Raw genomic sequence first — 26,885 nt, forward strand, 5'->3', positions numbered from 1 at the left:
GACGAGCCGATGATCCGACTCGCGCTGGCTCCTGTCATCTGTCACGGGTCCGACCTCGCGTCCGGACCGCTGGGACTGCTGCCGCTCACGCTCTCGTCGTCGCCGGCCGCGGCGTCTGCCGGCGCCAGTCCGCACCGTCGGGCATAGATCCCGCCCGCGGCGAGCAGCTCATGGTGGGTCCCTGCTTCGGCAATCACCCTATCGTCGAGGACGACGATCTGGTCGGCCAACGCCGCGGTCGCCATGCGGTGGGTGATCAGCAGGGTGGTGGTCCCCGCACGCAGACGGTGCAGGGCACGTTGAACGAGCAACTCCGTGCGGGGGTCGGCGGCGCTCGTCGCCTCGTCGAGAATGAGGATCCCGGGCGACGCGGCAATCGCGCGCGCGACGGTGACCAGCTGTTTCTCGCCGGCGCTGAGGTTCTCGGATTCCTGGCCGATCACGGTGTCGATGCCATCGGGGAGCGCTGCGACGATCTGCGCGACGTGGCTGTCCGTGAGAGCCGCGTCGACGGCGCGGCCGTCCTCGATGCCGAAGGCGATGTTCTCCCGGACTGTCCCGGTGAACAGCCACGGCTCCTGGGTGACGACGGCCATGGCCGCCCGTACCCGGTGCGGTCCGAGTTCGACGAGATCGACCCCGTCGATGGTGATCGAGCCCCGACTGGGTGCGTAGAACGCCTGCAGGAGATTGGTCAGCGTGGTCTTGCCCGACCCGGTGGTCCCCACCACGGCGGTGGTCGTGCCGGGCGCCATCCGGAAACTCACCGAGTCGAGAACGGGGTTGTCCTCCTCGTAGGCGAAGCCCACGTCGTCGAAGACGATCTCGGGTGGGAGCTGGTGCCGACCGGACGAGACCGGTACCGGCTGGCCGTTGTCGGCGGCGGCGTCTTCGGGAGCTTCGAGCACCTCACGGACCTTGCTCGCCGACACGGTGCCGGACTGCACCTTGGTGACGAACCCGGCGAGTTCGCGAACCGCGCTCGTCAGCTGCTGTGCGAACACCACCACAACCTGAGCCGCCCCGAGACTGAGGTGCCCGTCGACCACCATGATCCCGCCGAGGACCGCCAGGATCAGGAACACCAGGGCGTTGACCGCGGTGAGGACCGAGGGCAGCGAACCGCCGATCCACTGGGCAGAGCGGACCGACGAGAAGAGTTTGTCGTTGAGGTCGTCGAAGCGGCGCGCGGCGGTCGGCTCGGCGTTGTACGCCTGCAACATCCGGCGCGCGCTGAGTTCCTCTTCGATATGCCCCGTGAGCGCGGCCGTGGTCGTCCAGCGGGACTCCAGGTGCGGTCGTGCCCGGCGGGCGAGCAGGACCGCGGCCAGCGCCGACACGGGTGCCGCGACCAGGGCGACACAAGCCAGCATCGGGGAGATGACGAACAGCACGGCGGTGACGACGAGAAGCGTCAAGGCATTCGTCGGAACGGTCACCAGCACCGGTGCGATCACCGTCGCGGCGTTGTCGGTGTGGGCGGTCAGCTTGCTCACCAACACACCACGTGTGGTGTTCTCGAAGTAGCGCAACGGAAGACGGTGGATCTTGTCCTCGATGCGTGCGCGCAACCCGGCCACCGACCGCTGCACGGCGACGGTCAGCAACCGGCCCTGGGCGAGGTTGCAGACCGCGGCCGCCACGAACACCCCGACCTGGATCGCCAGCAGCGTCCAGAGCAGTCCCCAGTTCATCGTCGCGTCGCCGACCGTGCCGTCGACGATCACGTTGGTGACCGCACCGAACAGGATCGGCGCTACGACGCCGCCGACCGCGGCGAGGATCGCGAAGAGGGAGATGGACGCCCCACGTCCTCTGCTCAGGTCGAGTTGCCGGACGATCCAGCGCAGCGATTTATCGCGCCGTCGAGCCGTCGGTCGGTCTGCCGACGCCTGCTTCCCCCTCGGCCCGACCGCCGGCGCCTGCGATCTCTGGTCAAGCATTGGTCACCGACTGCGCGTAGGCGATCTCCCGATAGATGTCGCTGCGTGACCGCAACTCCGAATCTGTTCCGAGGCCGACGATCCGTCCCGCGTCGAGCACCGCGATGAGGTCCGCATGCTGGACCGACGACACACGCTGCGCGGCGATCAGGACCGTCGCATCCGGATCGGTCCGGCGCAACCGTCCGATGATCTGGGCCTCGGTGTCGACGTCGAGAGCGCTGAACGGGTCGTCGAGGACGTACAGCGCGGGCCGGCGGAGCACGGCACGCGCGAGTGCGAGCCGTTGGCGCTGACCACCGGAGAAGTTGCGTCCCTCCTGCGCCACCGTGGCGTCGAGAGCGCCGGGTCGAGCCGAGACGAAGTCGGCCGCGGCGGCGACCTCCAGGGCGTCCCACAGCTCGTCGTCGGTGGCGGTCGGTCGGGCGATCCGGAGATTGTCGGCGACCGTCCCGGTGATGAGCTCCGCACCCTGACCCACGAAGGCGCTGCGTGCGCGAACCCAGGCGGGCGCCAGGGCGGTCACGTCGGCGGCATCCCATCGGAGCACGCCCGACGTGGGGTCGGCGAACCGCAGGGGTAGGGACAGCAGCGTCGACTTGCCGCTTCCGGTTCCGCCGAGGACGCCGGTCACCGTGCCGGGTGCGCAGAACAGGGAGACCTGGTCGACGGTGGGGGACTCGGCGCCCGGATAGGCGACAGACACCGCGTCGAAGACGATCGCGGGCGGTGAGGGCGCCCGGCCGTCACCGGGGTCGCCGGGGTCGAGCGGCTCCGTGTCGAGTACCTCGGTGATTCGTCCGGCGCTGGTCACCGCACGCGGGATGACCCCGGCGATCATGGTCAGCAGCGACACCGCCAGCAGGATCTGGGCGAGATAGCCGACCGTCGCGGTGATCTGGCCGATCTGCATCTCACCGCGGTCGACGAAGATCGCACCCAGCGCGGTCACCGCGACCACGGCGAGGTTCGAGACCACGGTGACCAACGGCAGCATCAGGACCTGCAGTCGGCCGAGGCGCAGGGCCACGTGGGTGAGTTCGTCGTTCTCCACCGCGAACCGGGCGCGTTCCCGGTCCTCTCGCCGAAAGGTGCGGATGATCGCGATCCCACGCAGCTGCTCGCGCAGCACCCGGTTCACGACGTCGAGACGACGCTGCAGCTGCGCAGCCCACGGCACCAGGCGCCGGACGAGGACGGCGACGAGGATGACCAGCACCGCCCCGGCGACCACCAGCACGGGCGTTATCCGCCAGCCCTGCGCCAGCGACAACACCAGCGCGCCGAACAGCATCAACGGCGCGGTCACCACGACGGTCAGGCTGATGAAGAGGAATCCCTGGATCTGGCCCACATCTCCGGTGGAGCGCGTCAGCAGGCTCGAGAGGCCGATGGAGTGGACCTGCGGATCGCTGAAGGCGCTGATCCGACCGTGCACACGCGTGCGGAGGTCGCGCGCCGCGGTTGCCGAGATATGGGAGGCCAGGAATGTGGCACCGATCGACACCACCAGGTTGACCACGGCCACCACGACCATGAGAACCCCGACGCGCTTGATGGTCGCCACGTCACCGCGCAGGATTCCGTCGTCGATGATCGCGGCGTTGAGAGCGGGCTGGGCGAGCGTGGTGAACACCGACGCGAGCTGGAAGACGACGAAACCGGCGCAGGCCCAACGGGTTGTCCGGAGCGCGTCGAACAGGAGCGCGAGCAGCGCGGCGCGTACCTCATCCTTGCTCATCGAGCGGGTGACGGGCATCTGGTGAGGCTACTCCGGGTCGTCGTGACGCTGGCGCGGTGGTTTGCTCGGTGACGGAAGCCGCTCACGCCGGTTCCAGCGCAGTCTATGCAATTGATCCATGTGGCAAGCTCTTACCAGGAATGCTGATCAACAATGTGTCTCAAACGATTGTTAAATGGAGTGGTCAGCGATCAATTCGAGGAGCTCCAGAGACGAAGAAAGCCGCTCCGCAGTTGACCACGGAGCGGCTCAGTATTCGGGTCGTTCAGGCGGGTGCGTCTTCAGAACCCGATTCGATCGAGCCGGTGACGAGTTCGACGATAGCGTCGGAAATTGCGCCCTGAATCACTTCTGCCATGAGATCTCCTTCGTCGGTGGTGGTGCATACGTGCTCGCACGCACTTCGATTGGCGAGCACGTCGCAGACAGTACGTTATTCGATTACAGGAGAGCTAGCATTTCGTGCGGGGTCGATAAATAGGGTTGACCGCAAGAGTTCGGCGTTCGGTCATCTCTCGGTCATCGTCGTGATGGTGAGGGGACAATCACTAGAAGAGTTCTCGCAACCCCGTATGGTTCAGCTTTCCGAATGCCAAGACCGGGGTTGTTGCTGACCGGTGGCGCGTACAGGCAATCGATGTGCTGATATGAACCGATGACGCATCGCGTACAAGTGGGCGGCACGACGACCCGACATTTGGTCGAATCGGATCAAGATGCCGCCCTCGATCTGCTCGAACACGGCCTGCGCGAGGTCCCGGTGTACCGATGGCTGATCGGGCGGGACTCGCCAGTCGAGGCGTACCGCTGGTACGGAGAAATCTTGTTCGTCGAGTACCTGCGAGGCCTACACGGAGTCTTCGACGAGTGGGGTGACCTCATTGCGCTGATCGCGGTCTCGGCCCCCGGTGACGAGGCCGGGCGGATCGACGAGGACATGAAGGCGCGCACCAAGCATCAGGTGCATGTCATAGACGGCTTCATCCACCGCTTCACCGAGTTGCAGCGGAAATCGGAGGAAGCGCAGGTCGCGGAGAATCCGATCCGGGTGATCTTCGCGCTCGTCCATCCGGATCATCGGCGAGGCGGGACCCTCGCCGGGCTGGTCGACCCGGTCATCGAGCGCGGCCGTCGCGAAGGCCTGCCGGTCACGTGCAGCACGAGTGACGAACGACTGTCGGCCCTCTACGCGCGCCGGTGGGACGCGCAGGTCCGGGCTCAGTTCACCCTGACCGACGGGCCGACCGTCTGGGTGCAGCGCGTCGATCCGCCGGCGTGAACTGGCACTGCCCCTGAGGTGCCCTCCCCATGCTCCCTGAGGTGTGAGCGAAGCGCCCTCCCCATGCTCCCTGAGGTGCGAGCGAAGCGTCCTCCCCATGCTCCCTGAGGTGTGAGCGAAGCGAGCCACGAAGGGCTGACGAGGTAAGTCGCCAAACCCTTCGTGGCTCGTCGCTTGCGCTCCTCGCACCTCAGGGAGCAGAGGGGGCGTAGCATGCGCTCCTCGCACCTCAGGGAGCAGAGGGGGCGTAGCTTGCGCTCCTCGCACCTCAGGGAGCAGAGGGCAGTGGCCTACGCTTCTCGCACCTCAAGGAGCAGAGGGAGCGTAGATTGCGCTCCTCGCACCTCAGGGAGCAGAGGGCAGTGGCCTGCGCTCCTCGCACCTCAGGGAGCAGGAATTGTGCAGACTTTTGGATTGGGAGCGGGGTTACTCAGCTACCGAAGAACCACGGGAACGTCCTGGGGCGGGCCTGCGCACGCGGTTGGGTGCGCTGCTGCGGACGCGCCGGACGCCGGTTCTGGGTCTGCGACTGACGGTTCGGTGCGGGCTTGTTCGGCATTCGTTCATCCTGTTCTCGTTCGGTCGCACCGGTCTTTCAGGTCCGGTGCGGTCGCACGTTCCGGCGACGAATCCCAAAGTAGGGGGCCGACCTTCGGGTTTGGATGGCTCCGGCTGTCAGCTTCCTGGGAGACGGAGCCCGCGTGTCAGCGGGAGTGACGCCCCGGCGCGTCCGGGCCCTCACCCGGGAAGTCGCCCGGGTATTGCTCACCGGGATAACCGCTTCCGGGGCCGGGAGGCGGGTAGTTGCCGGGGCCCGGGTAGTTCCCGGGCGGCGGGTAGCTACCGGGTGCCGGCTGCGGCGTCGGATACGGCTGGCCCGAAGGGCTTCCGGGCGGCGGGCCCTGCGGCGGACGATTCTGCGGGACGGACTGGGACGGAACGTTCTGCGGCGGAACCGATTGCGGGGGAGTGGGTTGCGACGGCGGGCCCTGTGGTGTCGGCGGAGTCGAGATGCGTTGCGTCGTACCGGCTCCGGCGGGTGCTTCGTACGGGGCGAAGGAGCCCGACGGCGGACCGTAGGAGTCGCCGACCGGACCGGACGGATCGGAGAGATGCGCCGGCAGATCACTCTCGGCCTCCGCCTTGGCCTTCGAGGCGCCGTCGGGGTCCAGCAGATCACGGATCTCGGACAGCAGCGCGATCTCGGTGACCTCCGCCTTCTTGCCGAAACCGCCCAGCTCGGCCAGCTTGTTGTACGGCAGGATGATGATGAAGTACACCACTGCGGCGATGATCAGGAAGTTGATCACCGCGGTGATGACACTGCCGAGGTCGACGAATGTCGATGGGTTGTCGGTGATCTGGAAGCCGAGTCCCTGCGCCGCGTCGGAGCCGACGGGGATCGAGTTGATGATCGGCTGGACGATGCCATCCGTGAACGCGGTGACGATCGCGGTGAACGCGGCGCCGATGATGACCGCTGTCGCCAACTCGACGACATTGCCCTTGAGTATGAAGTCCCTGAATCCCTTGAGCACGGTGTGCGGCCTCTTTTCGGTGATGTCCTGCTCTTGTCCGGCGATTCTGTGCACGATCGGAGCAAATCCGACATGCAGCTTGGCGAGCTCGTACTACCCTATCCACGATCGCGAACGAACCGATCCATTTGACTTGATTTCCCCGGCTGTGTCGTGATGCCGTGACCCGCCCGTTCGTCAGTGCAGGACCACCGCGAGCGCCGTATCGAGCCCCGCCGCCGCGACCCGATGGGCGGATGCGGCGTCCATCGCGAGCAGCACCGGGGTGGCCGCGGTCCCGCCGGGAGCGATACCACCCGACTGTGATTCGGCAGCGTGAAGTGCGACGACGGCGCGGCGGGCCAGCACTTCCGCCTCTTCGGTCAACACGTCGACAACGTCGCCGGGTCGCAGCAGCGCGGTCACGGCCTCGTCCGACAGTCGTATCGGTACGAGCCGGGCATCGTCGTCCCCGGTCAGGTCGGCGGGTAGACGTGACGACAGCAGGCGGGCATCGGTGAGGATTTCTCCTCCGCGGACACGCCCGGTCACGGTTCGCCCGAGTGCGGGTGCCGCCTCGGTGAGGACACCGTCGGGAACCGTGGCTTCCGCGACGCTCCGCGGCGCCAGATCGTCTATCTCGACCACCTGTCCCGGCAGCAGGTCATGCGCGGCAACCATGACCTCGACGTCGCCGTCGGCGCGTGTTCCGGCAACCCCCACCACCACGGCCGCGACGACCAGTCCTGTCGCGGCGACACGTCGGATCAGGACGCTGCGCGTCCACCCCGGTCGCAGCGCCGAACTCACCCGGTCACGAATTCGAGGCCCGAGTGAGGCTTTCGACGGAAGCTTCGACGGGGGAGACATGTGACGAAGGCTAGGTCCGTCTGCCCGGGTGATCGGCCCGTGGAACTCGTCTGTGGACAACATCAATCGGGCCGTCGACCGGTGTGGACAGCGGTCCGGCCGTGGGCCCGGAATGGCCCGCGGCATTGCGGTGGGGGAGAATCGATGTTCTGTGCCGGGAAGTCTGGTCGGCCGCTCGTCGCGCGGGCGGCGTCCGGCGCACCGCGTGCGATCGAGCAGAGGAGAGCCTATGGCCGACGAGCAACCGACAGCAGACAGCGCACGCAAGGCCGATCGCATCCGGCGCTGGGCGGCGCTAGACACGACCAGTGGGGCGCTGCTTCTGGTGGCCGCCGCTGTTGCAGTGTTCTGGGCGAACTCGCCGTGGCGGGAGGCCTACGATTCTCTGCTCCATGTCGAGGTGGGGCCTGAGGCGCTGCACCTACATCTGTCGCTGGCGCACTGGGCGTCCGACGGGCTGTTGGCGATCTTCTTCTTCGTCGTCGGAGTCGAACTGAAACACGAGTTCGTGGCCGGAAGCCTCCGGGATCTCAAACTCGCCGGTGTTCCCATTGCGGCCGCGGTGGGTGGCATGGTCACGCCCGCGCTCTGTTACGTCGTCGTGGTGGCGATCGGCGACCCGGACGGGCTGCACGGCTGGGCGATCCCCACCGCCACCGACATCGCCTTCGCTCTCGCAGTTCTCGCGATCTTCGGCCGCGGTCTCCCGCTCGCCCTGCGGACGTTCCTGCTGACGCTCGCAGTGGTCGACGACCTGCTCGGGATCATCGTCATCGCGACGTTCTACACCGAGAAGATCGACTTCGTCATGCTGGTGGCCGCCCTTGCCGCGGTGGCGCTCTTCGCCGTGCTGGTGCGGCAGGCGTGGCGGTGGTGGCCGGTCCTCATCCCGGTCGCCGTCGTCGCGTGGGGTCTGATGCACGCGTCCGGGGTGCACGCGACCGTTGCGGGCGTACTCCTCGGGTTCGTGGTGCCGGCCGTTGCGATCCGTGGTGAGGAGGAGCCGCGCACCGAGCGACTCGACGAGGCGGTCCGCCCGTACTCCTCGGCGCTCGCCCTGCCGGTGTTCGCCTTCGCGGCCGCGGGCGTCACCGTCGTGGGTGGTGATGGTTCGATCGTCCAACCGGTGTCGATCGGAATCGTCGTCGGTCTCGTCGTCGGCAAGGTCGTGGGTGTGATGGGTTCGACGTGGCTGATGACCCGGTTCACGCCGTTGCGCCTACCAGACGCGATCGGCATCCGCGATCTGCTGCCCGTCGGATTCCTCACCGGAGTCGGTTTCACCGTGGCGCTGCTCATCGCGGAACTGAGCTTCGAGGCCGGCTCCGACGACCATGCCGCCGCGGCCAAGGCGGCCATCCTCGTCGGATCTGTCGTCTCGGCAGTGCTCGCCGCGTTCCTGCTGCGGTGGGACGCTCGACAGGCCCGCGATCCGGACATGAACCGCGACAACATCCCCGACATCGACAAGGACGTCATCGGGGGGTAGACACGCCCCGCCGCCGCCGCCCGCGGTTCCCGGTGACGGGAACCGCGGGCGGTCGGCTCACTTCTTGGACAGGGTGACTTCTTCGGGGCGGTCGTCGGCCCGGCCGTAGGACTCCCAGAACGTCGCCCCGACGATTCCGAGAGCGATCGGGTCGAAGATCGGATCCTTGCCTTCCTTCTTCTGCTTCTCGTAGTCGCGCAGCGCTTTGAACGCGGGTTGCTGCAGGATGATGATGCCGACGATGTTCAGCCACGCCATCAGCCCGACTCCGATGTCGCCGAGGGTCCACGCCTCGCTGGCGGTCGAGACGCATCCGATGGCCACCGATACGAGGATCAGTGCCTGCAGGAGCATCGTGAGGTTCGAGCCCAGCGTGCTGCGCAGCGGACCGATGTAGATGGTCGCCGCCTTCCCCATCAGGAACCGCAGGTTGGTCTCGGCCATGTAGTAGTAGGCGATGATCGTGGTCAGGCAGAAGAACATCAGAGACACCGCGACGAAGGTCGAACCGGCGCCGCTCCACATGCTGTCGAAGCCGATCTGGACGAAGGTGGGTCCGACGTCGGTGGCCGTCGGCAGCAGTCCGCCGTCGGCGATCACCGCGCCGTCGGCACTCTCGCCCTCGAACACCCGGTACGCACCGGTCGAGATGATGAGGAAGCCGGTGGCCGAGCACACGAAGAGGGTGTCGATGTAGACGGCGAAGGCCTGCACGAAGCCCTGCTTCGCCGGATGCGAGACCTCGGCGGCCGCGGCTGCGTGCGGTCCGGTGCCCTGGCCGGCTTCATTGGAGTAGATGCCGCGCTTGACGCCCCACATGACCGCAGCGCCGACCACCGAACCGAAGACGGAGTCGATCCCGAAGGCGCTGGCGAAGATCATCCGGAGGACTTCGGGAATCTCGGACGCGTTGAGGAACACCACCACCAGCGCGAAGAGGATGTAGAGGACCGCCATGAACGGCACGACAACGGTGGCGAAGGTAGCGATGCGCTTGACCCCGCCGATGATGACGAAGGCGAGCACGATGACGACGCCGATCGCGACGGCCCAGTCCGCGATACCCCACGCCTGGTTCATCGCCAGGGCCATGGAGTTGGACTGCACGCTCGGGAGCAGCAGCCCGCAGGCGAGGACGGTCACGGCGGCGAAGATGAGCCCGTAGACCTTGAAGAACGGGGCCGCCTTGGTGTGGGCCAGCGCCTTGCTGAAGTAGTAGGCCGGGCCGCCGCGATACTCGTTCGTCAGCGGATCGCGGGTCTTGTAGATCTGGCCGAGCGTGCACTCGACGAACGAGGTCGAGGCCCCGAGGAACGCCATCGCCCACATCCAGAACAGTGCACCCGGACCGCCGAACGCGATCGCCGTCGCCACACCGGCGATGTTCCCGGTGCCGACGCGACCGGCCAGCGAGATCATCAACGCCTGGAAGGACGAGACGCCATCGGGCGAACTCTGACCGTGGCGCATCACCCGGATCATCTCCGGTATGTGCCGGATCTGCAGGAACCGCGAGCGGATGGAGAAGTACACCCCCACTCCGAGGCATAGGTACACCAACGGATTGCTCCAGATGATGCTGTTCAGGTCGTTGAGGAAGTCGGTCATGGCGGCTCCAGCGATGGTGGGATCGGCCGCTCGTGGCGGTCCGACCCGGTGATCGAGCGGTGAACTGGTTGCTTCAGCTAGGGGAACACTTTGCACGACGGCACGCGGCGGTGCGCGACAAGGTGCGAAATCCGCCGGTCGGAACTCGCGCTTAGCACTCGGAATGAGGGAGTGCCAAAGTCGGTTACACTGGTCATCGTTTACTGACATTCGGAGGTTTCGCGGTGCCCACCTACTCGTATGCCTGCACGGAGTGCGACAACAAGTTCGACATCGTCCAGTCCTTCTCCGACGACTCGCTGACCGAGTGCCCGCAGTGCGCAGGCCGCCTGCGCAAGCTGTTCAACTCGGTCGGCATCGTGTTCAAGGGCAGCGGTTTCTACCGCACGGACTCGCGTCCCGGCTCGTCCTCGGACACCTCGACGCCCTCGTCGGACAGCTCGTCGTCGTCGAGCTCCTCGTCGTCGGACAGCTCGTCGAGCAGCTCCAAGTCGGACTCCGCGAGCTCGTCGTCGTCGACCAAGAGCGAGGCCAAGGCCGCGACTCCCGCCTGACCGGCGTCCCGCCACGACGACGTCATAGGCCGAACCCGGGCCGGTGTCCCCCGACACCGCCCGGGTTTCGCTGTACCCCGGGTCAGCCGAGTCGGCGGAACCCGTCTCCGGGAGTGAGAGTCCAACCGACCGGGACATCGTGGTCACCGGACGGCAGTGAGTCGACGACCTCGTCGTCATAGACCACGCCGACGAGGTCGGCCGACAGACCGTGCAGGGTCCGGTCGTAGTATCCGGCGCCGCGTCCGAGCCGCACACCGCTCTTGTCGATCGCGAGCGCCGGAACCAGGATCACCGACGCCGCGCGGATCGCGGTCACCCCGACGCGGTCGGTGGTCGGTTCGAGAAGTCCCCAGCGTCCGGGAGCCAGCGAGTCCCGCCCCGTGTACGGCGCCCAGTCCATCGGTGCGGGATCGCCGTCGGGGACCACCGGGACCAGAACCGACACGCCTCGGTCGACAAGCGCGTCGAGCATCGAATTCGAGCCGGGTTCGGTGCCGACGGGGACATGCGCGGCGACCGTGACGTCGTATTCGAGCCGGAACGGGCATGAGTACATCCATTCGGCGAGGGCCGCGGCAGACCGGTCCCGCTCGTCGGCGGACCGACGCGATCGTCGATCCTCGATCTCTTGTCGCAGTTGCTGTTTCAGCGTTGTCAAGACCCGACCGTCCTTCGCGTCGTCTCGAGACCGGTGGCATGTGCACCCCGGCCGGGACAGCCGGGACGCCCGCACTGTATCCGACCGTCGGAACGAGCGTGGTGAGGTCCCGGTCACCGCCGTCTGTCCGGCCGAGAACCGGCACCTGTCCTAGGGTGGATTCATGAGTGCGACGGATAAAGCTGGTTTCAGTGAGTACGAAGGTGTACCCAACACTCCGCCGATCCCGCGTACCGCGGTCGTCCCGGCAGCCGGGTTGGGAACGAGGTTCCTGCCGGCGACCAAGACGGTGCCCAAGGAGTTGCTGCCGGTGGTCGACACCCCCGGCATCGAGCTGGTCGCCGAAGAGGCCAAGGCGGCCGGCGCCGAGCGTCTGCTCATCGTGACCTCGCCGGGCAAGGACGGCGTGGTCGCCCACTTCGTCGAGGACCTCGTCCTGGAGAACACGCTCGCCACGCGCGGCAAGGAGTCCATGCTGGCGAAGGTGCGCAAGGCGCCCAACCTGCTCGAGGTCGCGTCGGTCGTGCAGGAGAAGCCGTTGGGCCTGGGGCATGCGGTCGGGTGCGTCGAAAGCTATCTCGACGACGACGAGGACGCCGTCGCGGTGCTGCTGCCCGACGATCTTGTCCTGCCCGGGGGCGTCCTGGAGGTCATGGCCCGCACGCGTGCACGCCGGGGCGGGTCCGTGCTGTGTGCCATCGAGGTGCCCGAGGACCGGATCAGCGCGTACGGCGTCTTCGACGTCGAGCCGCTGCCCGATGCCAACAACCCCAACGTGATGCGGCTCAAGGGCATGGTCGAGAAGCCCGAACCGCAGGATGCGCCGTCGAATCTGGCCGCAGCGGGTCGCTACATCCTCGACCGCAAGATCTTCGACGCGCTGCGCCGCATCGAACCCGGCGCCGGTGGCGAACTGCAGCTCACCGACGCCATCGCGCTTCTCATCGAGGAGGGCGAGCCGGTCCACGTCGTCGTCCACCACGGCACCCGACACGATCTCGGTAACCCCGGCGGCTATCTCAAGGCCGCTGTCGACTTCGCGCTCGACCGCGACGACTACGGTCCCGATCTGCGCGAATGGCTCGAGAAGCGTCTCGCCGACGGCTGATTCCGCACGGGTGATCACCGGTCGCATCCGCGCGCCTCGCACGCTGTCGTGGGCGCGCTCGATAACGTTCTCCTGTGTTGTATCGAGTGCACGACGTGCCGAGCGCTGTCGGCCGCACGTCCCGGTGCACTGACCGGTTGAGACGGGGAGAGCGGTGAGATGCGGTCTGTCGAAGATCATCTGACGCTGGTGACCGCGGCGGCAGTGGCGCCGCGTCCGGTGCGCGTCGCGATCTCCGAGGCGCAGGGCCTGATGTGCGCCGAGGAGGTCGTCACCGAGCACCCGATGCCCGGCTTCGACCAGGCGGCCATCGACGGCTACGCGGTGCGTGCGGTCGACGTCGGTCTGGCCGGGGTGCTCGCACCCGAAGACCTGGAGGACTTCGACGCCAACGGCGCCGAGCTCGTCGACCTCGAACCGGGCGAACCGATGATCGTGTCCCTGCCGGTGGTCGGCGAGGTCGGGCCGGGCTCGCGGACACCGACGCGGCTGCAACCGCGTCAGGCGGTGCGCGTCGAGACCGGGGCCCCGATGCCGACGCTCGCCGACGCCGTGGTCCCGTTGCGCTGGACCGACGGTGGCGACCAGAAGGTCAAGATCGGACACGGCGTCGAGAGCGGCAACTACGTCCGGCGGGTCGGCGACGACGTGCAGCCGGGCGATGTCGCGGTCCGCGCGGGCTCGATCATCGGCCCGGCCCAGGTCGGGCTGCTCGCCGCGGTCGGTCAGGCACGCGTGATGGTGCACCCGCGCCCGCGCCTGTCGGTCATCTCGGTGGGCAGTGAGCTCGTCGACATCGACCGCACACCCGGTCCCGGTCAGATCTACGACGTCAACAGCTACGCGCTGGCCGCTGCCGCCCGCGACGCCGGCGCCGACGTGAACCGCGTCGGCATCGCCGAGCGCGAGGCGTCGCGGATGCGGGAGGTCGTCGAGGCGCAGCTCATCCGCTCCGAGATCGTGGTCATCTGCGGTGCGGTGGGGGGAAGTGCGTCGACCGCTGTCGCCGACGCGCTCGCCGACCTCGGCGACCTGGAGATCGTGCGGGTGGCGATGCACCCCGGGTCGGTGCAGGGCTTCGGGCGCCTCGGACGCGACGAGGTGCCGACGTTCCTGCTCCCCGCCAACCCGGTGAGCGCTCTGGTGACCTTCGAGGTGATGGTCCGGCCGCTCATCCGGATCGCGCTGGGCAAACGGCAACCGATGCGGCGGATCATCAAGGCGCGCACCATCGGACCGATCGCGTCGGTGCGCGGCCGCAAGGGTTACCTGCGTGGGCAGCTGATGCGGGACGAACGGTCGGGGGACTACCTGGTGCAGGTGCTCGGCGCCTCACCGACTGGGTCGTCGCACCTGCTCGCCGAACTCGCCGAGGCGAACTGCCTGATCATGGTCGACCCCGATGTCGAGGAGATGGGCACGGGTGACGAGGTCGAAGTGGCCTTCCTCGCGCAGCGCGGGTGACCCCTGCTGAGCAAGCAACGAACAAGCGCGTCGAGGTCGAGGCGCCCACCTCCGCTGGTTGAGCCGGCACCGAGCGGAGCGAGGAGCCGAGTCGAAGCCACCCTCGTTCGAGATACAGGTCTCATGCCGACTCGGGTGTGACAGCGCATAAACTTCTTCTCGTGTTCAGGTGGTTGAGCGGCAGTCAGGGAAGTCCGGGATGGCCGGCCACCCTCGGGCCGCTGCGCACCCGGACCGGCACGGTCACCCTGCGGCCCGTGAAGGTGCGGGATGCCAGGACGTGGAGCGAGTTGCGGATCCGCAACCAGAACGCCCTGTTGCCCTGGGAACCGACGGGTGTCGGAAGCTGGGCTGAACGCCATCAGCCCGGGTCGTGGCCGCCGCTGTTCGCGGTGCTGAAGTCGGAGGCCAAACGAGGTGCGCTGCTCCCGTTCGTGATCGAACTCGACGGCCGCTACGTCGGGCAGCTGACGGTCGGCAACATCCAACGCGGCGCGGTGCGGACCGCGTGGATCGGCTACTGGGTCGACTCGGCCGTCGCCGGCAACGGCATCGCGACCGCCGCGGTGGCACTCGGGGTCGACCACTGCTTCGGGGCCGTCGGCCTGCACCGGCTCGACGCGACGGTCCAGCCCGCCAACGAGGCATCGCAGAAGGTGTTGACCAACATCGGATTCCGGCAAGAAGGACTGCTGCAACGGTACATGGACGTCAACAAACGCTGGCGTGACCACATGCTGTTCGCGCTCACGGCCGAGGAGGTCGTCGGCAGTGCGGCCGAGGCGCTCGTCCGGGCGGGTCGTGCGTCGTTCCACTGACCCTCCGCTGGCGATACGGCGGTCGCCCTGAGTTCGCGGCGGCGTCACCGCCCGGTTTCGACCGGGAAATCCCGTGCGCGCATTTCGGTTTCGATCGCGGCGCGCGTCCGGAGGTACGAACTCGTCCGAATCGAGTCGTCGGCGGTGTACAGCGACGGCATGAAGGTCGCACCTCGCTGATCACGATGTGCACCATCGGCTCCCGCCTGTAGCAGGGCGAGGCAGTGGTCGATGTTGAGTACGTCGGCCGCGGTGAACAGTGGTGTCCGGCCGGCCAGGGGCTGCACGGAGTCGAGGTCGGCGCCGCGGTCGATCAGCAGGCGCAACGCATCGTCGCGACGATGGCGCATCGCGGTGTGGACCACGTTGCCGCCGATCCGGTCGGATGCCTCGACCAGTCCCGCGTCGAACTCGATCAGGGTGCGGAAGGCGGCGAAACGGTCGAGCAACACGCCGTAGGCAACTGCGTTGTATCGGCCGGCGCCGGGGAGATGCGGGTCGGCACCCGCCTGCAGCAGTGCCGACACCGCCGCCGGCGGTTCGAACTCCACTGCCCACTGCAGCGGCGTGATGTCCACGCGGCGCGGGTCGGTGTCCGGATCGCCGCCGTGTTCGTGGAGGTCAGCGCCCTGTGCGAGAAGGGATTCGATCTGCGCCCGGTCGTCCCGCCGGGCGGCGTCGAGTAATCGAACGGTGGGGGCGGTGAAGTAGTCGGCCGCGTCCACGCGCGTCGAGACGACCTCGGCGATCCACCCGCACCCGGCGACCGCGCACGCCGACATCGCTGTCGCGAACAACGCAATCAGTCTTCTCATCCGCACCGCGATCGTCCCTTCACGGCACTTGAACGATGTCCGATTTGTACGATAGTCCGCGCCGGCTCGCCGACGCATAGGCTCTTCGCATGACCGAGCACACCGACCATCTCGAGATCGTCGTCCGTGGCTCCGCCCGCGGGCGCTACCGGCCCGAACGCGGGATCATCCACCTCGCCGTGCGAGTGGAGGGTGCGGACAAGTCGGCCGTCTACACGCGGGCGGTCGAGGTCCACGCAGACCTGACGCGCGCGCTGACCGATCACGAGACGGCCGGCGCGGTGGCCGGCTGGTCCGCCGATTCGGTCCGAGTGTACTCGTACCGCCCGCACTCGGAGACCGGTGATCTACGAGACCCGGTCTACAACACGCGTATCCGCGTCGAAGCGGAGTTCGTCGACTTCGAGCGGCTGTCGGAGTTCATCGACGTCTGGGCGTCGGTCGACGCCGTCGAGATCGGTGACGTCGACTGGGACCTCCGCGCGGAGACCCGGCGGGACCGCGAACGGGAGCTGCGTCGTGCCGCGGTCGACGACGCGATCGTCAAGGCGCAGGCCTACTCCGACGCCGTGGGTCGAGGGCCGGTGGTTCCCGTCCTCCTGTCCGATCCGGACATGGCGCCGCGGGTGCCGCAGGCATCTCGTCGGGCCATGCCGATGGCGGTCGCGGCCGGCCCGCCCCCGCCGTCACTGGAACTGCGGACCGACGACATCGAGATCGGCGTCGCGGTCGACGCGCGCTTCCGCACGGCCTGACCCGCTTCTGCTGCCGGTGTTGCTGAGAGGCGCGTGTGAAACCACGCCGATTCGGTTGTCCCACGGCGCGTCTACCCGGGCGTGACTGCTCGCAGCCCTAGATTGTGGAGTGGCCTCGTGTGACCAGAGTGAATGAAGGGAGAGTCGCATGCCCAACTCCGTACTGTGGGTCTGTCTCGTCGCGGTCTGGCTCTTCGTGCTGGTCCCGATGGTCATCAAGGGACGCCCGCAGATCCTGAAGTCCACCGACGCGGCACGGAAGACGCGACTGCTGCATCGCGGAGGATCGCGTGCCACGACCGCGACGAAGAACCGCCGCCGGTCGTCGGCGCGTCACCCGCACGATCCGTCCTGGAAGTCCTCGCGCCGCAGCGCCACCGCGACGCTCGAGGCCGACGCCGACGCCGAGAACGATGTCGACGCCGAGAAGGCCAAGCCTTCGACCCGACGTGCCGGCAGCGCGAAGGTCGAGAAGCCGACGGTGGAATCCGTGGATGGCGACACCGACTTCGAGACGGTGGACGCGGCTTCAGACGACGACTCGGTGAACGGTGACATCTCCGCCGACGCCGACGCGGACACCGACCGGGACCTCGATGCGGAGTCCGACGACGAGGCGACCGCGGACGCGGACAGCACCCCTGCCGCCGAGGTCGATGACACCGACGAGCTCGACAACGAGTACGAGGACGACTTCGCCGACGTCGACGGAGAAGTCGAGAACGGCGAGCTCGAGGACGCCGAATACGACGACGCCGAATACGAGGACGACTCCGAATACGAGGACGACTCCGAATACGAGGACGCGACAGACGAACTCGACGAGGACGAGTACGACGACTACGCCCGCGGGTCGCGTCGCACCGAATCGTCGTCGGCTCCCGTCGCGGAGTCCGAGGAGGATGACGCCGACGACACCGCCGACACCGACTTCGACGAGGTGGCCGACAGCCGCCCGGCGGCGCGGACGGCGAGCAGCCGGCGGACGGGGCGCAGCGTCTATTCGTCGGAGAAGGAACGCGAGCTCAAATACCGCGAACGCCAACGGGTCACGGTGGGTCTGTTCGTGCTGGTGCTGTTGTCGGTCGTGGCCGGCGTCGTCGTCGGGACGCCCGGCTGGGTGGCCACCGGCGTCCTCGGCCTGCTACTGGTCGGCTACCTCGCGTACCTGCGGCGCGCGGTGAAGACGGAGCAGCAGATCCGGGCACAGCGACTCGCCCGTGCCAAGCGGTCGGCGCGCGCCGAGGAGGAGCGTCGTCGACGCGCCGCCGCGGTTCCGGAGTTCGCCGCCGCCCCGCCCCCTCCGCGACTTCGGCGACCAGGTGGCGCAACGGTTCTCGAGATCGACGACGAAGATCCCGTGTTCGATCACATCCCGCCGTTCCAGCGTCGACGGATGGACCGCGAGGACCTGCAGTACCGCCGCGTCGGCTGACTCGTCGAGAGCACTTCGGCAGCAGATCCGTTCAGCAGTGGGTGTCGCCCGGCGACACCCACTACTGACGCGTTGGGGGCCTACTTGGTGAGTGCCGGCTTGCCATGCGCATCGAGCCACGCCTGACCGGCTTTCGCGGCCCGCGACAGTGCGAAACGTTCGCCGAGGTACGTCGCCGGGGCCCCGATCACGGGGATGTAGGCCAGCATGCGGAAAAAGGCCATCGGTTGCGGACGCTTCTCGAACTCGTCGTCGACGGCGCGAAGCAACTTCGCCGCATCCCAGATCGCGGCGAACAGCGACTTCTCCCGCTCCTTGGGTTCGGACGGTAGGGATTTGCCGGACTCGGCGGTGACATCGGGGTTCGTGAGGTCCCGTTTGCACAGCACCGACGCCAGCAACTGCACCTGTCGCTTGCGATCGGTGACGTCGTACTCCCGGGCGATCGCGACCAGCACCATGGCCTGATTGGCGAACCCGAGATAGGGCGTGATCGGCAGACGCTTCGCCCACACCCCGAAGACGCCCGGGAACGCCACGGCGCCGGTGTTCAGGGTGCCGATCCGGGTCACCCACCAGCTCGCGCGCTTGTGCATCGACCGCTCGGACCAGCCCTTCGTGCCGGGCCACTCCGCGACGTCGAGCAGCTTCGACGCAGCGTGCTGAGCCTGCTGCAGGCGCGAGTCGGAATGGTCGTCATCGTGGAAGGTGTGGCCCTTCAAACCGAGCGGATCGCGCTCGGCGAGGGCATCGAGCACCGGGTTGATCACCCCCACGACATTGTCGAGAACACCGGCCAACTGCTGATCAGACATCTGAGGCACCCGACCAGCCTAGCCGTTTGGGAGTCGGCGGCCCCGGGCTGATAAAGTGGCTCGCGGTTGGTCGCAAGGCCTCCCGGGGCTATGGCGCAGTTGGTAGCGCGACTCGTTCGCATCGAGTAGGTCTGGGGTTCGATTCCCCATAGCTCCACCGCACGAGAGGCCCCGTACACCCGAGTAGGTGTACGGGGCCTCTCGTTCTGACGCGCTGGTCGTCGAGCCATGGCCAACAATCTGAGAGACTGGTGAACATGATCACCGCGATCCCGCTCGACGTCGATGCGATCGGTGCGGTGTGTGCGCGTTTCGGCGTTGCCAGGTTACGAGTCTTTGGTTCGGTACTCACCGAGAGTTTCGATCCCAGCAGCGACGTCGACTTTCTCGTGGAGTTCAGGGGGGATCGTGACAACGTCTTCCATGACTACTTCGACCTTGAGGCGGCGCTCGCACAGATCGTGGGGCGCGACGTCGACCTGGTGATGGCCAACGCGGTGAAGAATCCGTTCGTGGCGAAGTCGATACTCGACAATGCCGAAGATGTCTATGCGGCCTGAGAAGAATCGGGCTGCCTACATCTGGGAGGCACTCGCCGCGGCACGAAATGTACGGCTAATTGTGTCCGACGTGTCTTTGGACCATTACATCGGTGACCTCCTGGTCGAGTCAGCGACGGAACGTCAGATCGAGATCGTCGGTGAAGCGCTTCGCGGTCTCAGACATCGGGATCACGTTCTTGCTGAGCGAATACCGCATGTACACAAGATCATCGGGATGCGAAACATCCTCGTTCACGGCTACGCGCAGGTTGACAGCTCGATCGTGTGGACGGCGGCAACCAAAGACGTATGCGCGCTCATACCGGTGCTGGAGCGCCTTCTCGCCGAGTTCGACCGTGAAGCCGGCGACGTTCGAGGTGAGAGCCACGCGTAGGGTCCGCACTCTTGCCCGCAGTCGGTAGCGCGACACGTTCGCATCGAGTAGGTCTGGGGTTCGATTCCCCATAGCTCCACCGACAACCCGTTCCGGCGCTCGCCGGGGCGTATTTTCTCGTATCCGATCCGCCGGCTAACGACCGCATCACCGCGGTCGTCGTTGTAGATTTTCGCGCATGACCGCCGCGATGCTGACGTTCGCCGGAACGCTGCTCGTCGCGATGATCGGCGCGGTCATCGCGCGGCTCGACGCCAATGACCGGCACCAGAAGCTGTCGCAGAAGGTCGACATCCTGGCGAAGCTGCCGCACGACTCAGCGGCACATACGCGGATGAGCGGAATCGTCCTCGACGCCATCAACGAACTCGCGGAGTACGAACACCGGCGGCGGAGCGCGGTCTTCCAGCGTCGGGCACTCACCATGGCGTTGCTGGCCTGGCTCGTGGTGGTCGGCCTGCGCATCGCGGCCGAGCAATTCGACGTCGGACACTACGAGCAGATCATGCACTACGTCGCGGTCACGCTTCTCGTGCTGGGATTCGTGCTCGTCTTCGCCTCGGTGGTGGCCACCATCCGCGACATCCGGCACCGTCACGACGAGGAACCCGCGTCCGACTGACGACGTTCCGCTCCCGGAAGCCGAGGTCTGTCGCGCTGGGATCCGCCATTTCACAGTGGGTCCTGTGAAACCCGCATCGTGCCGTGAGACGGTTTGTTAGTTTCCGTCCATGAAATCGCCGAGGATCGTGTGGGGCCTGGTCGTCGCCGTGATCGGGGTGCTGGTCGTGACCGTGGCACCGGCGCGCGCCGACCCGCTGCCCGTCACCTACAACTTCCTGGCCGGGATACCGAACGAGCTCGCGAAACCCGGGGGCTCGCTTCCCGGGTCGAACGACTGGAACTGCAAGCCGTCGGCGCGCCATCCCAACCCGGTCATCCTCGTGCACGGGACCGGCGGATCGCAGCAGACCAACTGGGGCACCTACGTCCCTCTGCTGAAGAACGAGGGGTACTGCGTGTTCGCGCTGACCTATGGCGCGGTGAAGGGAACCCCGTGGCCGATCAGCGCGATCGGCGGCATGGGTGAGATGTCCGCCAGCGCCGCCCAGTTCGGCGCATTCGTGGACAGGGTCCGTCGGACGACCGGCGCGTCCAAGGTCGACATCGTGGGCCACTCCCAGGGGACGGTGGTGCCCGCGTACTACGCGAAGTACCTCGGCGGACGGGATGCCATCGGCAACTATGTGTCGTTGGCTCCGGCGTGGCGGGGCTCTGGGGTCGGTGGGAACGACGTCATCATGCCGATCGTCCGGTCCCTCGGATTGCGGCCCGAGCAGGTGCCGTTCTGTCAGGCCTGTGCCCAGCTCGATCCCGGCGCGGCGGTGCTGCGCAAGATCGCCGCCGGGGGCTACTACCTGCCGTCGATCCGGTACACCAACATCGCCACCCGCTACGACGAGCTCGTGGTGCCGTACACGCTGGGATTGCCGCCGGGCGGATCGAACGTACGCAACATCGTTGTGCAGGAAGGGTGTTCGGTCGACTACACCGAGCATGCCGGGATCGCCGGGTCGCGTCGCGCGGCGTTCTTCGTGCTCAACGCGCTCGACCCGGCGAATCCACGACCGGTTCCGTGCGATCGCGCCGCACCCATCACCGGGAGTCCGTTCTGAACGTGAGCAGGCGACGTCTCGGTGGTGGCCGTCGGCGGGTGCGGGCCGGCGTCGTGGCCATGTCGTGCGCCGCGATACTGCTCGCGATCTGCGGTCTCGGCGATGTCGGGACCGCCTCGGCATCCGTTCCGCCGCTTGGCCCCGCCTTCGAATTCGGCGTCGCCCAGTCCGGTTTCCAGTCCGAGGGATACAACCGTGACTCCAACTGGGTCCGTTACGGAAACCAGGGCCGGGTCGCCCACCGTGTCGGCAACGCCGTCGACTTCTACCATCGCTACGCCGAGGACATCGCCCGCGCGAAGAGTCTGGGCGTCGGCATCTATCGGACCTCGGTCGAGTGGTCGCGGGTGGAACCGTCACGCGGCCGGGATGATCCGGCGGGGTGGGCGTTCTACGATCGGGTGATCCGCACGGTCGTCGACGCCGGGATGCGACCCATGATCACCCTCAACCACTGGGTGCACCCGGGCTGGGCGGTCGACCTCGGCGGTTGGAACCGTCCGCAGATGTCCGCGGACCTCGTGCGTTTCGCCGAGCGTGTGGTCGACCGGTACTCCTGGGCCGACCCGCTGTGGATCACCTTCAACGAACCCACCGAATACGTTCGGCGCGAACTGATGTACGGGGGAGTGGCACCGCAGAACGTGGGGCTCATGGCCGACGGGATCGTCGCCGCGCACCGGGCGATCCACCGATACATCCACCGCGTGCAGCCGGGCGCCCAGGTGTCGTCGAACATGGCGTACTACCCGATCGCCGGCCTGCAGACATGGCTGGAATCGGTCTTCCCGCAGCGAATGCGCGACACGCTCGATTTCGTGGGCGTCGACCACTACTACTCGTTCTCGGTCACCGACGCCTCCGTCGCCAACGGTGCCTCCGGTGAGTTCTGGAAGAGCTCGCAGGCACCGGAGAGCATCTACTACGTGCTACGTCATGTCGCGCAACAGTTCCCGGGTAAGCAGATCCGGGTGATCGAGAACGGACTGGCCACCGACCCGCAGGGCCGGCGGCCCGACGGTTACCGCCGGGCCGATCACCTTCGCGACACCGTCTACTGGTTGCAGCGCGCCCGACAGGACGGCATCGACGTGGCGTCCTACAACTACTGGAGTCTCACCGACAACTACGAATGGGGCGACTTCGATTCGCGCTTCGGTCTGTACACCGTCGATGCGGAGCGTGACCCGACCCTGACCCGTCACCCGACCGATGCAGTCGCCGCCTACCGTGAGATCACTCGCGACAACGCCGTTCGCCCGGGGTACCGCCCGACGCGGATGCCGGTGACGTGTTCGCTCGTGGCGGTGCCGGACAGTTGCGCGAATCCGGCTGTCGTGCGGTGACTTTCTCGCCGTCACTCACGCGACGCCGAGGGCCCGCAGGCTGGCGGCGGTGGCCGCGGCGAGGATGACCACGACCGCGAGGGGCGCCCTCAACAGCGCTGCGATCACCCCGACCGTCACGCCGGCGGGCCGCGCCCAGCCGGCGAAGTCGTGGTCGACGAAGAACGAGCCGGTCAGCGCGACGGCGACGAGCAGGACCACGGTCGCCCGATCCATCAGCTTCTCGACCCCGTCCGAGACCGAGATGCGTTTTCGCAGAACGGGTCCGGCGGCGCGCATCGCATAGGTGCCGACCGCGAGGACCGTGATGCCGATGGCGAGGGAGATGCCGGTGCTCATCGACAGCCCGGAGCGCTGTTGTGCTGGAGCACCTCTCGCGACGATGCGGTCTCGTTCACGGTGTCCGTCCTCGTGCCGGGTAGGGCCGGTGCGCTCGGTGGGGTCCGCCGAAGCCGGCGGAGTGACTCCACGGCGGCGAAGCCCACGAGCGCTCCCATGATGGGCAACCCGGCCGGTAGGAACGGCGTCGAGGCCACGGCCACCGCCGCGCCGACGGTCACGGCCGCCCAGGTGGCGCCGTCGCGCAGGGCCGGGATGGCCAGCGCGGCGAGCAGAGCGGGGAAGGCGGCGTCGAGCCCGAGGCTCGCGGGATCGGCGACCACACCGCCGAGCGTGGCACCCAGTGCTGCGCCGATGGGCCACGAGACCAGAACGCCGAGTCCGCACAACAGGAAAGCGGCCCGTGCCCGACGCGGGTCGGATTCGGCGGTCGCCAACGCAGCCGTCTCGTCGTTGATGAGGTGGGCGCCGAGGACGATCTCGGGGGTGCCGCGCAGGTGCTTGCCGACGGCGAGGCCGTACCCGAAGTTGCGGGTGTTGACCAACAGGCCCGCCAGCGCGGCGAGGATCGGCGCCCCGCCGGCGGCCAGGATGCCGACGAAGACGAACTCCGACGATCCGGCGAGGACGACCGTGGCGATCACAACGATCTGCCAGAGGGCGAGACCCGCGCCGTGCGCGGCCACCCCGTACGACGTCCCGATGACGAGAACGGACAGGGACATCACCACGACGGCGCGCAGGGTCGCCGTGTCGAGTGTTCTCCAAGCCGAACGCATGACTATCATAGTGAACAAGAGAAGTGTGTTCGTCAAGATGGACGATCGGACGGTTTGATGAACGATGCTCGGTCGGTGAACCCCAAAGAGCTGGTCGCCGCGTCGTTGAAGAGGGAACGCACACGAGCGGGTCTGTCGCTGACCGAGCTCGCGCGTCGTGCCGGGATCGGGAAGTCGACGCTGTCCCAGCTCGAATCGGGGGAGGGGAATCCCAGTGTCGAGACGCTGTGGGCGCTCTCCACGGCGCTCGGTGTGCAGTTCTCGGCGTTGCTGGACTCACCCACACCGACCGTCGAGGTCATCCGGTTCGGTGAGGGGCCGGTGATCCCCGCCGCGGACGCCGACTACTCGGCAACCCTGTTGTCCACCGCGTCGCCGGGGTCGCGGCGCGACATGTATGTCATCCGCGCCGAACCGGGCAAGCCCAGGGTGTCGGCACCACATGCGCGCGGGATCATCGAGCACGTCGTGATCAGTTGCGGCCGAGCACGTCTCGGTCCCACCGATGCCACCGAGGTGCTGTCGGCCGGTGACTACATCTCGTACCCCGGCGATGTCGAGCACGTCTTCGACGCACTCGAGCCCGGCACTGTCGCCGTGATGCTCAGCGAGGCGTTCTGAGGTTGCGGGACACAACCTTTCAAGTTCGTGTAGGCCTGGAAAGCGCCGGTGAAAACCGCCCTCGGGCGGCGCAGCGTCGACCGCATGCCGTCGTGAGCACCGTCCTGGGCGGTCTTCGGTCGGATTTTCGACGACCCTGCCGGTGTGGGCGAAACGCGACGTGCATCACAGCGATTCGCGGTATCGATCACCGACGCGTACTGTTGCCAGAAGTGATGCGCCCGTACAGGCCGCGTCTAGCGTCGTAGAACGCCTCTCTCGCAGGTCCGGACATCCGACACCGGTCGGCCACCTGCCATTGACTTCATACGGCGAACGAGCTCGCGCACCCGCGTGTTCGCCACCGGCACCGCCCTTGCACGTCAGTCGTGCTGTTCGCGTGCCAAGCACAGGAAGAAACCTGCACACCACATGACTGCTGTCCTCGAAAACCCGGCCACCTCCACCGATGCTGCTGCGTCGGCGCCTGGTGTGTCGTTCGAATCCCTCGGTGTCCCAACCGAACTCGTCAAGGTTCTCGCCTCTCAGGGCAAGACCGACGCCTTCCCGATCCAGAAGGACACCCTCCCCGACACCCTCGACGGCAAGGATGTCCTGGGCCGCGGCAAGACCGGCTCGGGCAAGACCCTCGCCTTCTCCATCCCGCTCGTCGCCGGCCTGGCCGAGATGCAGGTCAAGCGCTACGTGGGGGCACCCACGGGGCTGATCCTGGCGCCGACCCGCGAACTCGCGACCCAGATCGCCGCGGTCGTCGAGCCGCTCGCCGCCTCCGTGGGACTCACCGTCACCACCGTGTTCGGCGGCGTCAAGCAGACCCGCCAGGAGCAGGCGTTCCGGCGCGGTGTCGACATCGTCGTCGCGTGCCCCGGACGTCTCGAGGACCTGATGCGTCAGGGCATCGTCCGGCTCGACGAGGTCGAGATCACCGTGATCGACGAGGCCGACCACATGGCCGACCTCGGCTTCCTGCCGGTCGTGACCAAGATCCTCGCCGCGACCCCCGCCGACGGTCAGCGGATGCTGTTCTCGGCGACGCTGGACAACGGCGTCGACAAGCTCGCCAAGCGGTTCCTCGACAACCCGGTGCTCCACTCGGTGGATTCGGCGGAGTCGCCGGTGGCCGCGATGACCCACCACGTCTTCGAGGTCTCCTCGGCAGACAAGCAGGATCTCGTCGCCGAGCTCGCCTCCGGCACCGGTCGACGCATCCTGTTCATGCGCACCAAGCACCAGGCCAAGAAGCTCGCCAAGAAGTTGACCGAGGCCGGGATCCCGGCCGTCGACCTGCACGGCAATCTCAGCCAGGCGCAGCGCGACCGCAACCTGGCCGCATTCGGCGAGGGTGACGTCCGCGTCCTCGTCGCCACCGACGTCGCCGCCCGTGGCGTGCACGTCGACGGCATCGAACTCGTCGTGCATGTCGATCCGCCGGCCGAGCACAAGGCGTACCTGCACCGCTCGGGCCGCACCGCCCGTGCCGGGTCGGCCGGCGACGTCGTGACCGTCTGCCTGCACGAGCAGCGTCGTGAGGTCGCACAGCTACTGCGCAAGGCCAAGATCAAGGTGACACCCATCGCTGTCGACGCATCGTCGGCAGCCGTCGACGAACTCGTCGGCGAGCGCGCCCCCCGCGTGTCCGCGGCGGCACGCGCAGCCGCCGAGGCCGCTCGTGGTGGCGGTGCACAGGGCGGCCGGTCCCAAGGAGGTCGTTCCCAGGGCGGCCGTGCGCAGGGGAGTCGACGCGGCGGTCGTGGTCGAGGCCAGGGCGGCAACGGCGGCGCTCGCGGCGAGAGCCGGAGCGCCGGAACCGGCGGCGGCCGGAACGCCACCGGCGGTGACTCGCGCGGTACTCGCGGCGAGGGCCGCGGCCGTCCGGCTCGGAGCGACTCGCGCGCGGGCGGTTCGCGCTCGTCGGACGCACGAACCGGAGGCCAGGGACGCGGCGCAGGGCAGTCGCGCGGCGGCGACCAGCAGCGGGCGGGCGCCCGCGGGCAGGGACGCCGGGCGAGCCGTCCGGCGGGTTCGCCGACCGGTCGCTGACCGGGCCTCACCCGCGAAAGACAACTGAAGAACGATGTCGAGCCTCGAGGGGCCGGTGACCACGGTTGCCGCCCTTCGAGGCTCGTCGCTTTCGCTCCTCGCACCTCAGGGGGCAGGGGCGCTCGACGTTATTGCGCGCCCGGAGTATCTGAGGCCTGGCGGCGCCGTTGTGGACTACGAAAGAACACCCGTGAGCGTCCAGATTCATTCTCCCTGAGGTGCGAGCGAAGCGAGCCACGAAGGGCGAGGTGCAACGCTCGCCAGCCCTTGGTGGCT

26 protein-coding genes and 1 tRNA gene are annotated in these 26,885 nt (G+C 67.6%); 15 read left to right on the forward strand and 12 right to left on the reverse strand.

All coding sequences use genetic code 11. The features are described 5' to 3' along the window. Positions 1–41 precede the first annotated feature (41 nt). On the reverse strand, positions 42–1,943 hold the full coding sequence (locus tag QAD21_RS06790) for an ABC transporter ATP-binding protein (protein WP_280360946.1): 1,902 nt from the start codon (positions 1,941–1,943) through the stop codon (positions 42–44). After that, positions 1,936–3,702, reverse strand: a complete 1,767-nt coding sequence (locus QAD21_RS06795) for an ABC transporter ATP-binding protein (protein ID WP_280360948.1) — start codon at positions 3,700–3,702, stop codon at positions 1,936–1,938. The genes QAD21_RS06790 and QAD21_RS06795 overlap by 8 nt, the downstream gene beginning before the upstream one ends. 637 nt (positions 3,703–4,339) lie before the next feature. Between QAD21_RS06795 and QAD21_RS06800 the strand changes: the two genes are divergently transcribed. Beyond that, positions 4,340–4,963, forward strand: coding sequence for a hypothetical protein (locus QAD21_RS06800; protein ID WP_065630205.1), 624 nt, complete (start codon positions 4,340–4,342; stop codon positions 4,961–4,963). 430 nt (positions 4,964–5,393) lie between these two features. Here QAD21_RS06800 and QAD21_RS06805 read toward each other — a convergent pair whose 3' ends face one another. The 3 genes from QAD21_RS06805 to QAD21_RS06815 all read right to left on the reverse strand — a co-directional run bounded on the left by QAD21_RS06805 (position 5,394) and on the right by QAD21_RS06815 (position 7,350). Beyond that, positions 5,394–5,522 (reverse strand): hypothetical protein, encoded by a 129-nt coding sequence (locus QAD21_RS06805; protein WP_259937705.1) that lies wholly within the window; start codon positions 5,520–5,522, stop codon positions 5,394–5,396. A 145-nt stretch (positions 5,523–5,667) separates the two neighbouring features. Beyond that, positions 5,668–6,501 (reverse strand): large conductance mechanosensitive channel protein MscL, encoded by an 834-nt coding sequence (gene mscL, locus QAD21_RS06810; RefSeq protein ID WP_280361630.1) that lies wholly within the window; start codon positions 6,499–6,501, stop codon positions 5,668–5,670. Positions 6,502–6,678: 177 nt separating this feature from the next. Beyond that, positions 6,679–7,350: an SAF domain-containing protein gene (locus QAD21_RS06815; protein WP_159370357.1), complete on the reverse strand. Its 672-nt coding sequence runs from the start codon at positions 7,348–7,350 to the stop codon at positions 6,679–6,681. A gap of 229 nt (positions 7,351–7,579) precedes the next feature. Here QAD21_RS06815 and nhaA point away from each other — a divergent pair, with 229 nt between their 5' ends. Then, positions 7,580–8,839, forward strand: coding sequence for a Na+/H+ antiporter NhaA (gene nhaA, locus QAD21_RS06820; RefSeq protein ID WP_280360951.1), 1,260 nt, complete (start codon positions 7,580–7,582; stop codon positions 8,837–8,839). A 57-nt stretch (positions 8,840–8,896) separates the two neighbouring features. Here the strand turns inward: nhaA and QAD21_RS06825 are convergent, their stop codons facing one another. After that, positions 8,897–10,447, reverse strand: coding sequence for an alanine/glycine:cation symporter family protein (locus tag QAD21_RS06825; protein ID WP_165630333.1), 1,551 nt, complete (start codon positions 10,445–10,447; stop codon positions 8,897–8,899). A gap of 224 nt (positions 10,448–10,671) precedes the next feature. Here QAD21_RS06825 and QAD21_RS06830 point away from each other — a divergent pair, with 224 nt between their 5' ends. Continuing rightward, positions 10,672–11,001 carry an FmdB family zinc ribbon protein gene (locus QAD21_RS06830; protein ID WP_259937512.1) on the forward strand — a complete coding sequence of 110 codons (330 nt, stop codon included), beginning with the start codon at positions 10,672–10,674 and terminating at the stop codon, positions 10,999–11,001. A gap of 82 nt (positions 11,002–11,083) precedes the next feature. Here the strand turns inward: QAD21_RS06830 and QAD21_RS06835 are convergent, their stop codons facing one another. Next, on the reverse strand, positions 11,084–11,662 hold the full coding sequence (locus QAD21_RS06835) for a 5-formyltetrahydrofolate cyclo-ligase (RefSeq protein ID WP_247451752.1): 579 nt from the start codon (positions 11,660–11,662) through the stop codon (positions 11,084–11,086). A 163-nt stretch (positions 11,663–11,825) separates the two neighbouring features. Here QAD21_RS06835 and QAD21_RS06840 point away from each other — a divergent pair, with 163 nt between their 5' ends. From QAD21_RS06840 to QAD21_RS06850, 3 genes are all read left to right on the forward strand, one after another. Beyond that, positions 11,826–12,770 (forward strand): UTP--glucose-1-phosphate uridylyltransferase, encoded by a 945-nt coding sequence (locus tag QAD21_RS06840; protein ID WP_068970887.1) that lies wholly within the window; start codon positions 11,826–11,828, stop codon positions 12,768–12,770. A 159-nt stretch (positions 12,771–12,929) separates the two neighbouring features. Beyond that, positions 12,930–14,234, forward strand: coding sequence for a gephyrin-like molybdotransferase Glp (gene glp, locus QAD21_RS06845; RefSeq protein ID WP_058251484.1), 1,305 nt, complete (start codon positions 12,930–12,932; stop codon positions 14,232–14,234). 161 nt (positions 14,235–14,395) lie between these two features. Then, the gene (locus QAD21_RS06850) at positions 14,396–15,052 is read left to right on the forward strand and encodes a GNAT family protein (RefSeq protein WP_065630199.1); all 657 of its coding nucleotides are present in this window, start codon (positions 14,396–14,398) and stop codon (positions 15,050–15,052) included. Positions 15,053–15,096: 44 nt separating this feature from the next. Here QAD21_RS06850 and QAD21_RS06855 read toward each other — a convergent pair whose 3' ends face one another. Then, positions 15,097–15,867 carry an ankyrin repeat domain-containing protein gene (locus QAD21_RS06855; protein WP_226512772.1) on the reverse strand — a complete coding sequence of 257 codons (771 nt, stop codon included), beginning with the start codon at positions 15,865–15,867 and terminating at the stop codon, positions 15,097–15,099. A gap of 89 nt (positions 15,868–15,956) precedes the next feature. On the opposite strand from QAD21_RS06855, the gene QAD21_RS06860 reads away from it, so the two are divergent. Then, positions 15,957–16,622: an SIMPL domain-containing protein gene (locus tag QAD21_RS06860; RefSeq protein ID WP_280360961.1), complete on the forward strand. Its 666-nt coding sequence runs from the start codon at positions 15,957–15,959 to the stop codon at positions 16,620–16,622. A 148-nt stretch (positions 16,623–16,770) separates the two neighbouring features. After that, positions 16,771–18,057: a gephyrin-like molybdotransferase receptor GlpR gene (gene glpR / locus QAD21_RS06865; RefSeq protein WP_280360962.1), complete on the forward strand. Its 1,287-nt coding sequence runs from the start codon at positions 16,771–16,773 to the stop codon at positions 18,055–18,057. Between the two features lie 80 nt (positions 18,058–18,137). On the opposite strand, the gene QAD21_RS06870 is transcribed toward glpR, so the two are convergent. Then, on the reverse strand, positions 18,138–18,881 hold the full coding sequence (locus QAD21_RS06870) for a hypothetical protein (RefSeq protein ID WP_065630195.1): 744 nt from the start codon (positions 18,879–18,881) through the stop codon (positions 18,138–18,140). Between the two features lie 75 nt (positions 18,882–18,956). Between QAD21_RS06870 and QAD21_RS06875 the strand changes: the two genes are divergently transcribed. Next, positions 18,957–19,029 (forward strand) — tRNA-Ala (locus QAD21_RS06875). Between the two features lie 100 nt (positions 19,030–19,129). Next, positions 19,130–19,432, forward strand: a complete 303-nt coding sequence (locus QAD21_RS06880; RefSeq protein WP_280360965.1) for a nucleotidyltransferase domain-containing protein — start codon at positions 19,130–19,132, stop codon at positions 19,430–19,432. A gap of 109 nt (positions 19,433–19,541) precedes the next feature. Here QAD21_RS06880 and QAD21_RS06885 read toward each other — a convergent pair whose 3' ends face one another. Beyond that, positions 19,542–19,802 carry a hypothetical protein gene (locus QAD21_RS06885; protein WP_280360967.1) on the reverse strand — a complete coding sequence of 87 codons (261 nt, stop codon included), beginning with the start codon at positions 19,800–19,802 and terminating at the stop codon, positions 19,542–19,544. A gap of 184 nt (positions 19,803–19,986) precedes the next feature. On the opposite strand from QAD21_RS06885, the gene QAD21_RS06890 reads away from it, so the two are divergent. The 3 genes from QAD21_RS06890 to QAD21_RS06900 all read left to right on the forward strand — a co-directional run bounded on the left by QAD21_RS06890 (position 19,987) and on the right by QAD21_RS06900 (position 22,830). Continuing rightward, positions 19,987–20,430, forward strand: a complete 444-nt coding sequence (locus QAD21_RS06890) for a hypothetical protein (protein ID WP_280360969.1) — start codon at positions 19,987–19,989, stop codon at positions 20,428–20,430. Positions 20,431–20,539: 109 nt separating this feature from the next. Beyond that, entirely contained in the window at positions 20,540–21,484 is a 945-nt protein-coding gene (locus QAD21_RS06895) for an alpha/beta fold hydrolase (protein ID WP_280360971.1), read from the forward strand. A gap of 59 nt (positions 21,485–21,543) precedes the next feature. Then, positions 21,544–22,830 (forward strand): family 1 glycosylhydrolase, encoded by a 1,287-nt coding sequence (locus QAD21_RS06900; protein ID WP_280361631.1) that lies wholly within the window; start codon positions 21,544–21,546, stop codon positions 22,828–22,830. A 15-nt stretch (positions 22,831–22,845) separates the two neighbouring features. On the opposite strand, the gene QAD21_RS06905 is transcribed toward QAD21_RS06900, so the two are convergent. Together QAD21_RS06905 and QAD21_RS06910 are read right to left on the reverse strand one after the other, a co-directional pair. Further along, complete coding sequence (locus QAD21_RS06905) at positions 22,846–23,169, reverse strand: AzlD domain-containing protein (RefSeq protein ID WP_280360972.1); 324 nt, start codon at positions 23,167–23,169, stop codon at positions 22,846–22,848. Beyond that, positions 23,166–23,948, reverse strand: coding sequence for an AzlC family ABC transporter permease (locus QAD21_RS06910; protein WP_269552619.1), 783 nt, complete (start codon positions 23,946–23,948; stop codon positions 23,166–23,168). Before QAD21_RS06910 ends, QAD21_RS06905 begins: the two co-directional genes overlap by 4 nt. Before the next feature lie 57 nt (positions 23,949–24,005). On the opposite strand from QAD21_RS06910, the gene QAD21_RS06915 reads away from it, so the two are divergent. Continuing rightward, positions 24,006–24,569: a helix-turn-helix domain-containing protein gene (locus QAD21_RS06915; protein WP_280360976.1), complete on the forward strand. Its 564-nt coding sequence runs from the start codon at positions 24,006–24,008 to the stop codon at positions 24,567–24,569. 411 nt (positions 24,570–24,980) lie between these two features. Continuing rightward, positions 24,981–26,609, forward strand: a complete 1,629-nt coding sequence (locus QAD21_RS06920) for a DEAD/DEAH box helicase (RefSeq protein WP_280360978.1) — start codon at positions 24,981–24,983, stop codon at positions 26,607–26,609. Positions 26,610–26,885: the final 276 nt, after the last annotated feature.

The sequence above is a fragment of the Gordonia sp. SMJS1 genome (genome assembly GCF_029866425.1).
Taxonomy (GTDB): Bacteria; Actinomycetota; Actinomycetes; order Mycobacteriales; family Mycobacteriaceae; genus Gordonia; species Gordonia hongkongensis.